General features: G+C 67.7%; 10 protein-coding genes and 1 tRNA gene. 6 read left to right on the plus strand and 5 right to left on the minus strand.

All coding sequences use genetic code 11. The annotated features are described in order from the left end of the window. Nucleotides 1-358 precede the first annotated feature (358 nt). Nucleotides 359-2,479: a caspase family protein gene (locus M9917_RS21355; protein ID WP_297257023.1), complete on the plus strand. Its 2,121-nt coding sequence runs from the start codon at nucleotides 359-361 to the stop codon at nucleotides 2,477-2,479. Between the two features lie 111 nt (nucleotides 2,480-2,590). After that, a tRNA-Gly gene (locus M9917_RS21360) sits at nucleotides 2,591-2,664 on the plus strand. A gap of 178 nt (nucleotides 2,665-2,842) precedes the next feature. Here M9917_RS21360 and istB read toward each other — a convergent pair. Both istB and istA read right to left on the minus strand, forming a co-directional pair. Next, nucleotides 2,843-3,706, minus strand: a complete 864-nt coding sequence (gene istB / locus M9917_RS21365) for an IS21-like element helper ATPase IstB (protein ID WP_465246306.1) — start codon at nucleotides 3,704-3,706, stop codon at nucleotides 2,843-2,845. After that, nucleotides 3,703-5,202, minus strand: a complete 1,500-nt coding sequence (gene istA, locus M9917_RS21370) for an IS21 family transposase (protein WP_297250232.1) — start codon at nucleotides 5,200-5,202, stop codon at nucleotides 3,703-3,705. The genes istB and istA overlap by 4 nt, the downstream gene beginning before the upstream one ends. Nucleotides 5,203-5,235: 33 nt before the next feature. On the opposite strand from istA, the gene M9917_RS21375 reads away from it, so the two are divergent. Further along, on the plus strand, nucleotides 5,236-6,936 hold the full coding sequence (locus M9917_RS21375) for an MBG domain-containing protein (protein WP_297257024.1): 1,701 nt from the start codon (nucleotides 5,236-5,238) through the stop codon (nucleotides 6,934-6,936). 85 nt (nucleotides 6,937-7,021) lie between these two features. Here M9917_RS21375 and purU read toward each other — a convergent pair whose 3' ends face one another. From purU to M9917_RS21390, 3 genes are all read right to left on the minus strand, one after another. Beyond that, complete coding sequence (gene purU, locus M9917_RS21380) at nucleotides 7,022-7,906, minus strand: formyltetrahydrofolate deformylase (RefSeq protein ID WP_297257025.1); 885 nt, start codon at nucleotides 7,904-7,906, stop codon at nucleotides 7,022-7,024. A gap of 52 nt (nucleotides 7,907-7,958) precedes the next feature. After that, nucleotides 7,959-9,185 (minus strand): pyridoxal phosphate-dependent aminotransferase, encoded by a 1,227-nt coding sequence (locus tag M9917_RS21385; protein WP_297257026.1) that lies wholly within the window; start codon nucleotides 9,183-9,185, stop codon nucleotides 7,959-7,961. 147 nt (nucleotides 9,186-9,332) lie between these two features. Then, the gene (locus M9917_RS21390) at nucleotides 9,333-9,635 is read right to left on the minus strand and encodes a DUF6522 family protein (protein WP_297257027.1); all 303 of its coding nucleotides are present in this window, start codon (nucleotides 9,633-9,635) and stop codon (nucleotides 9,333-9,335) included. Between the two features lie 452 nt (nucleotides 9,636-10,087). Here M9917_RS21390 and ccoN point away from each other — a divergent pair, with 452 nt between their 5' ends. From ccoN to M9917_RS21405, 3 genes are read left to right on the plus strand one after another with little or no spacing between them, the layout of a single operon-like run. Beyond that, the gene (gene ccoN / locus M9917_RS21395) at nucleotides 10,088-11,662 is read left to right on the plus strand and encodes a cytochrome-c oxidase, cbb3-type subunit I (RefSeq protein ID WP_465246415.1); all 1,575 of its coding nucleotides are present in this window, start codon (nucleotides 10,088-10,090) and stop codon (nucleotides 11,660-11,662) included. A gap of 11 nt (nucleotides 11,663-11,673) precedes the next feature. After that, nucleotides 11,674-12,405, plus strand: a complete 732-nt coding sequence (gene ccoO, locus M9917_RS21400; RefSeq protein ID WP_297257028.1) for a cytochrome-c oxidase, cbb3-type subunit II — start codon at nucleotides 11,674-11,676, stop codon at nucleotides 12,403-12,405. A gap of 10 nt (nucleotides 12,406-12,415) precedes the next feature. Further along, complete coding sequence (locus tag M9917_RS21405; RefSeq protein ID WP_297257029.1) at nucleotides 12,416-12,568, plus strand: cbb3-type cytochrome c oxidase subunit 3; 153 nt, start codon at nucleotides 12,416-12,418, stop codon at nucleotides 12,566-12,568. Nucleotide 12,569: the final 1 nt, after the last annotated feature.

Below are 12,569 nucleotides of genomic sequence, written 5' to 3' on the forward strand. Positions count from 1 at the left end.
CTTATGTCCCCGTCATTCGAGCCGAAGCCCGGCCCCCGCGCTTCCTTCATTTGAAGGAGCGCGGGGCCGCCCGCGCTCGCCGCAGAAGTCCGGGCAAGCCGCCGCAAAGGCTGGCGAATAAATCACAGTCGCGCGATTCCGGTTCAGACATCGCTGGGGCCGGCACCGCCAAGCCGAGGCGGATATTGCGGAATCAGGCCACGGAACCGGCCTCCCGATCATGACTTTTCGATGTCGATTCGATGTTGCCACGGGCGCCGGCTTTCTGAAAATCTCCATCATATGGCGGACGCCCGTTCGAATCCCGGGCGTCAGACAGGTCCAGCGAGTCGTGTCGCTCGCGCGCAGGGGAAGCAGGATGCGCTTACAAGCCCGGGCCTATACCTATCTCGTCGCCGCCCTCGCCGCTGTCTTCGCCGCGTTGAGCCTCGGCGCAACGCCCGCCCTCGCCCAGAAGCGTTTCGCCTTCGTCATCGGCAATGGCGACTACGCCAACGTCACGAAGCTGCCGAACGCGCTGAACGACGCCAACGCCACCCGCACCATGCTGCAGGAGGCGGGCTTCGACATCACCCCGGCGCTGGACATGTCGCTCGCGGGCCTGCGCGGCGCGCTCGACGTCTTCGTCGACAAGGTGCGCCGCAGCGGGGCGGACACGACGGCGCTTGTCTATTACGCCGGCCACGCCGTCCAGCTCGACGGGGCGAACTACATCCTGCCGACCGATGTCCGCCCGCAGCTTGCCACCAGCATCGCCGACCAGTCCCTGTCGCTGAGCGACATCCTGCGGCGCCTGGAGGGCGCCGGCGCCAAGTCCAAGATCGCGATCCTCGACGCCTGCCGCAACAACCCCTTCGCCGAGCGCCAGGCCGCCCGCGGCCTGGCCTTGCAGATCGTCGACGGCGCCAATGAGGGCATCAGCAGCGAGGCCGGCCTCGCCCGCGTCGATTCCAACAGCGGCACCTTCGTCGCCTTCGCGACCTCGCCGGGCTCGACGGCGGCCGACGGCACGGGCCCCAACAGCCCCTTCACCACCGCCTTCCTGCGCGAGGCGCGCGAGCCGGGCCTGGCGGTCGAGCAGATCTTCCGCCGCATCCGCCTTGCCGTCTACGATTCCACCGGTGGCACCCAGATCCCCTGGGACACCTCCTCGCTGATCACCGAGTTCAGCTTCTTCCAGCGCCCCGCCGGCGGGCCCGCAGGCCAGCCCGCCATGGCCGGCAACGTGCCCATGACGGCGCGCCCGACGCTGGCCTCGCTGCGCGAGATGTCGCCGGCCGACGCCGCCCGCACCGCCATCGCCTGGGACCGCAGCGACATCTACGGCAACGCGCTCGCCCTCAACCCCGACGACCAGAACGCGCTGCGCCTCACCCGCATCCTGTCCCAGCGGACGGACGAGCGGGCCTGGGCCGAGGCCGTGCTCGCGGGCGACGCCGAATCCTTCAGGCTCTATGCGCGGCTCTATCCGGTGTCCGCTCACACCGTCGCGGCGCTCAGGCTGGCTGCGAACGCCCCCAGCCGCAACCGCGTCCAGGTCGCGCAGACCTGCCCGGTCTGCCCCGCCCTCCAGCCGCGCACGCGCCGCGCCGATTACGCGCCGCGCTCCGGGACGCCGCGCCGGGCCCCGGCCGTGCCGTCCTACACCCCGCCGGCACCGCAAGCCCAGGCTCCCGACATGCCGCTGCTCCTTCCCGAGCGCCCGCGCTGGACCGGCTTCTACGCCGGCGGCTCGCTCGGCGGCGGCCGGCAGAGCGAGCGGACGACGGTCGCCGGCCCCTTCGGCGGCCCGACCGTGACGCCGACGATCACCACCACGACGACGCAGACGATCCCCGGGACCCCCTTCCCGACGACCGTCGTGACGACCACCACCACGACCGGGGCGCCGATCCCGGCACCCGGCGCGATCAACCCGCTGGCCGTGCCGCGCAGCCTGTCGCCCGACGGCAGCGGCATGATCGGCGGCGCCCAGTTCGGCTTCAACTATCAGATCGGCGCGATCGTGATCGGCGCCGAGACCGATCTCGCGGCGACGCGCCTCGGCGGCGGCCAGACCGCCTCCGCGAGCCCCGGCGGCACCCGCTTCACCACGCGCGCCGAGAACGAGCTGTCGATGCTGGGCACGGTGCGCGCCCGCGCCGGCTTCGTGCTCGGCGATTTCCTGATCTACGGCTCCGGCGGCTATGCCTATGGCCTCGTCGACCAGAAGGGCTCGATCATGCCCGACAATCCGCTGACCACCTCCGGCGCGACGGCCTCCCGCTCCGGCCTCGCCAACGGCTGGGCGCTCGGCGGCGGCGTCGAATATGCGATCACGCCCGGCATGACGCTCAGGCTCGACTACACCCATTACGATCTCGGCAACCAGAAGCTGACGCTGCAGGACTATACCGGGCTCGCGCCGACGCAGTTTGCGACCATGCGCGCCCGCACGGCCGGCGACATCGTCAAGGCCGGCTTCAACTTCGGCTTCTGAAACCGGCCCTCGCGAAGCCCCCGCCGCGGCGGGGCGCCTGCGGCGACGCGGGGGCTGCCGCATCGGCGCCTCTTGACACCGGCCGGCGCGATGGGGAATTTGGCGCCCGATGCGGGTGTAGCTCAATGGTAGAGCAGCAGCCTTCCAAGCTGAATACGAGGGTTCGATTCCCTTCACCCGCTCCAGCGCCTCTGAAAAAATGCCATTAGAATCAGCGTTTTAACCGCCACCTTCGCCGGATGTCAACGGCGGTCGGATTCCAGGCCAGCGTGGCGGAGTAAAAGCAGGCCACTGGCGTTGAGGGTGGCGGATATGGCAGGGGCCCCGATCGGGGCCCCTGCCATATCGCGCTGTCGGGATTGATCAGGGGATGATCTCGCCGGTTTCTGGATCGGCTTCGTTGGCGGTGGTCTGTTTTTGCCCCGCCGCGGCGGAGGCGCGCCGGCGGCCGGCCGATTGTTTGAGGCGGTAGCTGTCGCCGTTCATGGCGAGGATGCTGACGTGGTGGGTCAGGCGATCGAGCAGCGCGCCGGTGAGGCGCTCCGATCCCAGGACGGACGTCCAGTCCTCGAAGGGCAGGTTCGAGGTGACGATGGTTGAGCCGCGCTCGTAGCGTTGCGAGAAGATCTCGAACAGGAGCTCGGCGCCGGTCGGCGACAGCGGCACATAGCCGAGCTCGTCGACGATCAGCAGCTTGACCGCCTGCAACTCGCGCTGGAGCCTGAGCAGGCGCTTCTCGTCGCGGGCTTCGAGGAGCTGGTTGACCAGCGAAGCCGCCGTCGTGAAGGCGACGGAGAAGCCCTTCTGGCAAGCGGCCAGCCCGAGCGCGAGGGCGACATGGGTCTTGCCGGTGCCGCTGTTGCCGAGCGCGATGATGTTCTCCCGGCGCAGGATGTAGCCGCAGCGCGCCAGCTCCAGCACGAGCATCTTGTTCAGGCTCGGGATCGCCGTGAAGTCGAAGGTGTCGAAGCTCTTCACCGCTGGGAAGCGCGCCGCCCGGATCCGCCGCTCGACCGTGCGCCGCTCCCGGTCGATCAGTTCGAGCTCGACCAACCGTAGCAGGTAGCGGGGATGATCGACGCCGTCGCGGGAGCATTCCCGTGCCACCTTGTCGTACTCGCGCAGGACGGTTGGCAGCTTCAGTTGCTTGAGGTGGTGCGCCAGCAGGACCTGCGGCGTTCCAGCGGTCGTGCCCGCCGGCATCGTCTCTTTCCCCGAGCCCGTCATGCCGCGGCTCCCGGCAGGAGCACGGCGTAATCGGCCGCCGAGGTCGTCTTCACCGTAGTCCTCGGCAGATACGGATAGGCCGCCAGATCCAGACGGGCCGGGCGCCGTTCCAGCCGCGCCAGCGCGATCAGCTTCACCGCATCGAAGCCGATCGCGCCCAGCCGGATCGCCTCGCCGACGGCGAAGCTCACGACCTCGCGCGGCAAGGCCTCCAGCAGCCGCAGCACCTGGATGAACTCGCGCTTGCCGCGATTGCCCATGCGCGCTTCCAGGAGATGGCGCAGGTGCTGGAAGGCCTCGGGCAGGTCCCAGCCCTGCAAGGCCGCGGCCTGGTCGAGGGCGTTCGGCTTCTCCTCGATTAGCGCCAGATAGTGCAGCGGATCGGAGACGAACACGCCCGTCCCGTAATTGCGGGGATGGCGGGCAATCTCCTCGCCCCGGCACAGGATCACGACCTCCTCGACGAAGCCCTTCACCACCACGTCCTGGAAGCCATAGGCCGTCGGGACCGAGTAGTCGTTCGACCGATATCGGACCAGCGCCGTCGACGAGACCCGCGCACCACGCTTCTCGCACGGCTCCAGCGGCACTGCCGGCAAAGGGCGCAAGACCCCGAGATCGGCAACAAGCCGCTCTCCGATCGTCTGGGCATGCCGGCCGGCCCGCTCGTCCTGTCGCCGGCGGCAGCGCTCGGCCAACATCGCGTTCAGTTCGGCGAAGCTCGCCGCCAAAGGGATCGGCGTCATGAAGTTCGAGCGGGCATACTTCACCAGCCCCTCGACCTTGCCCTTGTCATTGCCCTTGCCCGGGCGCCCGAACCGATCCCGGAACAGATAGTGGCTCACCAGCTCCGTGAAGGCCCGCGTCCGCTCGCGCCGGCCATCGCCGCAGATCTTCGCCACCGCAATGCGGGTGTTGTCATAGAGGATCGACAGCGGCACACCGCCGAAGAAGCCAAAAGCCGAGACGTGACCGTCCAGGAACGCTTCCGTCGTCTCGCGCGGATACGCCTTCACGAAGCAGGCATCCGACTGTGGCAGGTCCAGGCAGAAGAAGTGGATCTTCTGCCGCACGCCGCCGATCACCGCCAGCGCCTCGCCAAAATCCACCTGGGCGTGACCGGGCGGATGGGCCAGCGGAACGAAGGTCTCGCGGCCCCGCGCCCGGCAGAGCCGCACATGGTCCTTCACCACCGTGTAGCCGCCGGCAAAGCCGTGCTCGTCCCGCAGCCGCTCGAAGATCCGCTTCGCCGTATGGCGCTGCTTCACCGGAGACGCCCGGTCTCCGTCCAGGATCGCCTCAATCACCGGCAGCAGCGGACCGAGCTTCGGCTTCTCGACCGGCTTCGTGCGCGTGTAGCCCGGAGGGATCGAGAACCGGCACATCTTGGCGATCGTTTCGCGGCTCAGCCCGAACACGCGAGCCGCTTCCCGTCGGCTCTGCTTCTGATTGAAAACGAAATCGCGAACCGCCGCGTAGACCTCCACAGCGAACATCCCCGCCGACCCCGAAAGGGATCAGCCTATCCAGTGGACGACTTTTACGCCGCCCGCGCCCGCACAAACGCAGGCGCTTCACTGGATGGTTTTCTCACCGCCCTGCACACCTACAGCCTGACGGCCGGCTCGCTGGTCGGGACGGACGCCTTCACCGGTGCGCTCTCCCGCGCCGCCGGCGAGGATGTCGGCGCCTACACGATCGGCCAGGGCACGCTCTCGCTGGGATCGAACTACGCGCTCACCTATGCCGGCGCGAGCTTCGGCATCACCCCGCGCGCGGTGACGGTCACCGCCTCCGCCGGCCAGGGCAAGGTCTATGGCGACGCCGATCCGGCGCTGGCCTACAGCCTGACGGCCGGCTCGCTGGTCGGGACGGACGCCTTCACCGGTGCGCTGACCCGCGCGGCGGGCGAGAACGTCGGCGCCTACGCCATCGGCCAGGGCTCGCTGAGCCTCGGATCGAACTACGCGCTCACCTATGCCGGCGCGGACTTTGGCATCACGCCGCGCGCGGTGACGGTCTCGGCGACGGCGGGCCAGGGCAAGACCTATGGTGACGCCGATCCGGCGCTGGCCTACAGCCTGACGGCCGGCTCGCTGGTCGGGACGGACGCCTTCACCGGCGCGCTGACCCGCGCGGCGGGCGAGAATGTCGGCGCCTACGCCATCGGCCAGGGCACGCTGGCGCTCGGATCGAACTACGCGCTCACCTATGCCGGCGCGGACTTCGGCATCACCCCACGTGCGGTCACGGTCACCGCCTCCGCCGGCCAGGGCAAGACCTATGGCGACGCCGACCCGGCGCTGGCCTACAGCCTGACGGCCGGCTCGCTGGTCGGGACGGACGCCTTCACCGGCGCGCTGACCCGCGCGGCGGGCGAGAACGTCGGCGCCTACGCCATCGGCCAGGGCTCGCTGAGCCTCGGCGCGAACTACGCGCTCACCTATGCCGGCGCGAGCTTCGGCATCACCCCGCGCGCGGTCACGGTCACGGCCTCCGCCGGCCAGGGCAAGACCTATGGCGACGCCGACCCGGCGCTGGCCTACAGCCTGACGGCCGGTTCGCTGGTCGGGACGGACGCCTTCACCGGCGCGCTCTCCCGCGCCGCCGGCGAGAATGTCGGCGCCTATGCGATAGGCCAGGGCTCGCTGGCGCTGGGATCGAACTACGCGCTCACCTATGCCGGCGCGGACTTCGGCATCACCCCGCGCGCGGTCACGGTCACCGCCTCCGCCGGCCAGGGCAAGACCTATGGCGATGCCGACCCCGCGCTGGCCTACAGCCTGACGGCCGGCTCGCTGGTCGGGACGGACGCCTTCACCGGCGCGCTCGCCCGCGCGGCCGGCGAGAACGTCGGCGCCTACGCCATCGGCCAGGGCACGCTGAGCCTCGGCGCGAACTACGCGCTGAGCTATATGGGCGCGAGCTTCACGATCACGCCGCGCGTGACGCCGGCGCCTCCGGAGCAGGCGCTGCCGCTGCCTCCGGAGACGACCTCGCAGCCTTCGCCGTCGTATTGGCCGCCGGCGGCCAATATCTGGACCCTGATCGCCCAGCAGCCGGCCTGGTTCGCCGTTCAGGCCGGGGAGGCGCCTGCCGCCGGCACCGGCTATGTCGAGACGGCTCCGCCCGAGGGGTTCAGGTTCTGCAATCCCGCCGCCATCGTGGCCGAGCTCGCCACGGACGGGCAAGCGCGGCTCTCCGGGCCGGGCGTCGTTTGCGGCTTCTGACGAGGGGCGGGATGGAGATCAGCGCCGTCGCGGCCCGGCCGCGGCGGAGCTGACGGGCGGGTTGCAGCGGCGCGGGCGGCCTCCGTCAGCCCATCCGCTCCGAGGCGAAGGAGCCCGGCGAGGCCGGGAACACCACCGTCTTGCCGCCGTTGAGGAGCACGCGGCGGTGGATATGGGCATGGATCGCCCGGGCGAGCACCTGGCTTTCGACATCCCGCCCGAGGCTGACATAGTCCTCCGGGCTCTGCGCATGGGTCACGCGAACGATGTCCTGCTCGATGATCGGGCCCTCGTCGAGATCGACGGTGACATAGTGGGAGGTCGCCCCGATCAGCTTCACGCCGCGCTCATAGGCCTGCTTGTAGGGGTTGGCCCCCTTGAAGCTCGGCAGGAAGGAGTGGTGGATGTTGATGATCCGCCCCGACATCCGCCGGCACATCTCGTCGGACAGAACCTGCATGTAGCGCGCCAGAACGACGAGTTCCGCGCCGGTCTCGTCGATGATCTCCATCTGCCGCGCTTCCGCGGCGGCCTTGTTCTCGCGGGTGACCCGAATGCAATGGAACGGGATGTCGTGGTTCACCACGACCTTCTGGTAATCCATGTGATTCGAGATCACCGCGACGATATCGATCGGCAAGGCCCCGATGCGCCACCTGTACAACAGGTCGTTCAGGCAATGCCCGAAGCGGGAGACCATCAGGACGACCTTCGTCTTCTTAGCCTCGTCACGGAATTCGAAGGTCATGTCGAAGGGCCGGGCAACGTCGGCGAAGCTTTCGGCGATGACCGGCAACGGCGTCCCCTCCTCGCTGACGAAGCTGATCCGCATGAAGAAGCGGCCGGTGTCGCTGTCGTCGAACTGCGCGCTGTCGAGGATGTTGCAGCCCATGCGGGCGAGATGGCCCGCGATCGCGGCGACGATGCCCCGCGTCGACGCGCAGGTGACCGTGAGGACGTATTTGTTCATGGGCGATAAGCGATCCGTTTGCGGGTTTTCTCGATACGACGCGCCGCGCCAATCAGGCGCCGGCGCGGTATCGCTCGATCAGCGCCACGGTGCGCTCGGCGGCAGCGACGGCGGCCGCATGGTCCTGCGAATAGTTGAAGCGGATGCTCTGGAAACTCCCCGGGCCGAACTCCGTGCCGGGCGTGACGGTCACGCCCGCCTGCAGCCTGAGCGCCCGGACGAAATCGAGAGCGCCGATCGTGAGCTTCGGAAGCTGCGGGAACAGATAGCTCCCGGCTTCCGGCGTGCGCACCCTGACGCCGTCGATGCGCCGCAGGATCGCGATGAGGTCGTCACGGATCGCCTGGTGCTTGACGATGCGCTCGGCCATCCAGGCTTCCGGCTCCGCCAGCCACAGCTTCAGGACGGCCTGGCTGTAGCCGCCGGCGCGCAGCGAGACGATGGCCTGGAGCTTGGCCATGCGCTCGATGATCGCTTCCGAGCCGAAGGCGACGCCGAGCCTGAAGCCGCTCAGCGATTCCGTCTTCGAGGGGCCCATGATCGTGATCAGGTTCTCGCGCGGCATGGCCGTCGCGCGAAGATGCGTATAGGCTTGGCCCTCGTAGAGCAGGCGCGAATAGAGCTGATCGACGATGACGGTCGCGCCATATCTGCCGGCGAGCGTCGCGATGGCGTCGATCTCGGCCGGAGAATAGATCACGCCGGTCGGGTTGTTGGGATTCGACAGGACCAGAACCTCGGCTCCGTCCTTGAACGCCGCCTCCAGCCGGTCGAGATTCAGGCCGGCGCGCCCCTGCGTATCGAGATAATCCATCGCGATCGGAACCAGCACGCCGTCGAAGAAGCGCACGAGCTTGCGGTTGGCGAAATAGTCGGGCTCGACGATCGCGACCTTGGTCCCGCGGGTCACGGTAGCGCCCATCGCCAGGAACAACGCGCCCTGCGTGCCCGGCGTGATGATGAGATCCTCGCCGGAGGTCAGCGCCGCGCCGGTGAAATCGCCCAGCCGCTGCGCCACCCCGGCCCGGATCGAGGCATCGCCGAGATACTCCGTATAGGCCTGCGAGCCGCCGCGGCGATAGCCTTCGACGAAAGTCTCGAGCGCGCCGTCGCTCGGCAGGAACGCATCGACATCGCCATGCGAAAAATCGACGGGGCGGCCGGCAAGCGTCTCACCGATCAGGCCGGAGCCGGCCGCCGTCCCCGCCTGCCGCACCTCCTGGCCGGGCGCGTTCTCCGTGGCCAGATCGGCGAATTTCTTCTGGATCGGGTTCGTCATCGAATGCGCCTCTTCAACGGGGATCTGCAAGCGGGCCGGTCATTGCGACAGGCTGTCGAACGGGGCCGTCCGACAATCGCCATCGCTTGTATCGGTTTGATCCAGGAAATCGAGGGGTGCGGAAACATATCGGCTGGCCGTCCCGCGTCAGGGCCGCTCCCGGCGGCCTTGCGGGGGAGCGAAGGCGAGCTCTTCCTCGGCGAGCGTCCCGTCGGCCAGGACGACAGCCTGCCAGCGGCGATTGCCGCAGCGGACGGACAGGCGCCAGCGCCCGGCATCCTCGCCCTCCCCCCGCTCGACCCGGCTCGTCACCAGGCCGCGGCGCATCAGCGCCTGCAGTTCCTGCTCCGACCAGCCGAAGCGCACGGCAAGCCGCCCGGCATCGAGCACGAAGGAGCCGTCCGCGTCCCGCACGAACGGCATCTCCGGTCCGGTCCCGATTGCAGCCATGATGCTCCTCCTTCAGCGGGACTGACGGACGGGCGGCGCGGAACCCGCCAGCCTCCGCGACGCCCGAGAGAAGACAAGGCGCAACCTCACATCGATCGCCGCCCTGTCGTCGAAGCCGGTCGCCTGCGTCAGAATGCCATCCACTGTGATCGCAACGTCACGCCTTACGCCAGCTTCCAATTATGATAATGAGACCCAGTTCGGGGTGCTGACAACTGAGTCAAGATCAATCGAATACATCGCAAGTCTTGGAAGATGATTCGAGACGCTGCGTGGGCGACTGAAGCAATCGCGTGCGGCCCTTGACCTGGATCAAGGCAAGGACCCGCGACGCGGAAGAGAAGTCTCGGGATCGGTGCCCCGCGGCGTCGATCATGACGAACTCGAGTGGGGGCCACTTCATGAAGCACGGCACAGGGATCATCCTCACGGTGGCGTTGGCCTTCCTGGCCATGCTCGGCGCCGCATTGGCGGTCGACGATCTGTTCCGGCAGCATATGACGATCGCCTTCGTCACGCTCCTGGGCTTCGCGATCCTGCTGATGCGGAACGCGGACTTCCAGCCCGCCGCGCCGGTCGACGAATCGACCTATATGGACGAGCCGATCCGCTACGGCGTGATCGCCACGGTGTTCTGGGGCGTCGTCGGCTTCCTCGTCGGCGTGTTCATCGCCCTTCAGCTCGCCGTCCCCGACCTCAACGTCGAGCCGTGGCTGAATTTCGGCCGTGTCCGGCCGCTGCATACCTCCGCGGTCATCTTCGCCTTCGGCGGCAACGCGCTGATCGCCACCTCGTTCTATATCGTGCAGCGCACCTGCCGCGCGCGCCTGTTCGGCGGCGATCTCGTCTGGTTCGTCTTCTGGGGCTACCAGCTCTTCATCGTCATGGCCGCCACCGGCTACCTGCTCGGCATCACCCAGTCGCGCGAATATGCCGAGCCGGAATGGTATGTCGATCTCTGGCTGACCATCGTCTGGGTGGCCTATCTCGTCATCTTCATGGGAACCCTGCTGCGCCGGAAGGAGCCGCATATCTATGTGGCGAACTGGTTCTTCATGTCGTTCATCATCACGATCGCGATGCTGCACGTGATCAACAACATGGCGATCCCGGTCTCGTTCGTCGGCTCGAAGAGCTACTCCGCCTTCGCGGGCGTGCAGGATGCGGTCACGCAATGGTGGTACGGCCATAACGCGGTGGCCTTCTTCCTGACGGTGCCGTTCCTGGCGATGATGTATTATTTCGTGCCCAAGCAGGTCGACCGGCCGATCTATTCCTATCGCCTGTCGATCGTGCATTTCTGGTCGATCATCTTCCTTTACATCTGGGCCGGCCCGCATCACCTGCACTACACGGCCGTTCCCGAATGGGCGCAGACGCTCGGCATGGTGTTCTCGATCATGCTGTGGATGCCGTCCTGGGGCGGCATGATCAACGGCCTGATGACGCTGTCGGGCCGATGGGACGCGATCAGGACCGATCCGATCGTGCGCCTGATGGTCGCGGCCATCGCCTTCTACGGCATGGCGACCTTCGAGGGGCCGATGCTGTCGATCCGGGCCGTCAACGGGCTCTCGCACTACACCGACTGGACCATCGCCCACGTCCATGCCGGCGCGCTCGGCTGGAACGGCATGATCACCTTCGCCGCCGTCTACTTCCTGGTGCCGAAGCTGTGGGGTCGCGAGCGGCTCTACTCCATCCGCATGGTCAACTGGCATTTCTGGCTGGCGACGCTGGGGATCGTGCTCTACGCCTCGGCCATGTGGGTGTCGGGCATCATGCAGGGCCTGATGTGGCGCGAATACGACGAGCAGGGCTTCCTGGTCTATTCCTTCGCCGAGACCGTCGCCGCCATGCATCCCTATTACATCATCCGCGCTTTGGGCGGGGTCTTCTATCTCATCGGCGGCTTCCTCATGGTCTGGAACGTCTATCAGACCATCCGGGGGCGGGTCCGCGACGAGACGCCGATGGGCACGACCTTGCGGGCCAATGGCGGAATGGCCGTCCAGGCTGCCGAGTGAAGGTGCGATCCATGTCCATTCTGAAGAACCACACCAAGCTCGAAAAGAACGCCACGCTGCTGCTGATCTACTCGCTGCTCGTGGTGACGGTCGGTGGCCTCGTCGAGATCGCGCCGCTGTTCTACCTGCAGAACACGGTCGAGAAGGTCGAGGGCATGCGCCCCTACACCCCGCTCGAGCTCGCCGGGCGCAACATCTACGTCCGCGAGGGCTGCTATGCCTGCCACTCGCAGATGATCCGGCCGTTCCGCGACGAGGTCGAGCGCTACGGCCATTACAGCCTGGCGGCGGAATCGATGTATGATCGCTCCTTCCAGTGGGGATCGAAGCGCACCGGCCCCGATCTCGCCCGCGTCGGCCAGCGCTATTCGAACGAATGGCATGTCCAGCATCTGGTCGAGCCGCGCTCGGTCGTGCCGGAATCGGTGATGCCGAGCTATGCCTTCCTCAGGGAAAAGCCGCTCGACGTCGCCGGGATCTCGGCTCACCTGACCGCCAACAGCCGCGTCGGCGTGCCCTATTCCGACGAGATGATCGCCCATGCCGCCTCCGACATGCGGGCGCAGGCCGATCCGGACGCCGACCATGCCGGGCTGGAATCGCGCTATCCCAAGGTCAAGACCGGCAATTTCGACGGCAGGAAGCAGGAGCTGACCGAGATGGACGCCATGGTCGCCTATCTCCAGATGCTCGGCACGCTGGTCGATTTCTCGACCTATGACGAAGCCGCTGGCTACCGCTGAGGAGGGGCCGATGGACGACTACACCGCCATGCGGCATTTCGCCGATAGCTGGGGCCTTCTGGGCATGGCCCTGTTCTTCGTCGGCGCCATCGCCTTCGCCTTCCGCCCCGGCAGCCGCGATCTCGCGGACGAGGCCGCCCGCATTCCCCTGCAGGATGACTGAC

Origin of the sequence: Bosea sp. (in: a-proteobacteria) (genome assembly GCF_023953965.1) — a bacterium.
Classification (GTDB): domain Bacteria; phylum Pseudomonadota; class Alphaproteobacteria; order Rhizobiales; family Beijerinckiaceae; genus Allobosea.

Excerpts from the sequence above, each read along its gene's own strand:
- ccoN (WP_465246415.1), top strand. The coding sequence starts at position 10,088 with ATGCTCGGCGCCGCATTGGCGGTCGACGATCTGTTCCGGCAGCATATG.
- M9917_RS21355 (WP_297257023.1), top strand. The coding sequence starts at position 359 with ATGCGCTTACAAGCCCGGGCCTATACCTATCTCGTCGCCGCCCTCGCC.
- purU (WP_297257025.1), bottom strand. The coding sequence starts at position 7,906 with ATGAACAAATACGTCCTCACGGTCACCTGCGCGTCGACGCGGGGCATC.
- istB (WP_465246306.1), bottom strand. The coding sequence starts at position 3,706 with ATGACGGGCTCGGGGAAAGAGACGATGCCGGCGGGCACGACCGCTGGA.
- M9917_RS21405 (WP_297257029.1), top strand. The coding sequence starts at position 12,416 with ATGGACGACTACACCGCCATGCGGCATTTCGCCGATAGCTGGGGCCTT.
- M9917_RS21385 (WP_297257026.1), bottom strand. The coding sequence starts at position 9,185 with ATGACGAACCCGATCCAGAAGAAATTCGCCGATCTGGCCACGGAGAAC.
- ccoO (WP_297257028.1), top strand. The coding sequence starts at position 11,674 with ATGTCCATTCTGAAGAACCACACCAAGCTCGAAAAGAACGCCACGCTG.
- M9917_RS21390 (WP_297257027.1), bottom strand. The coding sequence starts at position 9,635 with ATGGCTGCAATCGGGACCGGACCGGAGATGCCGTTCGTGCGGGACGCG.
- istA (WP_297250232.1), bottom strand. The coding sequence starts at position 5,202 with ATGTTCGCTGTGGAGGTCTACGCGGCGGTTCGCGATTTCGTTTTCAAT.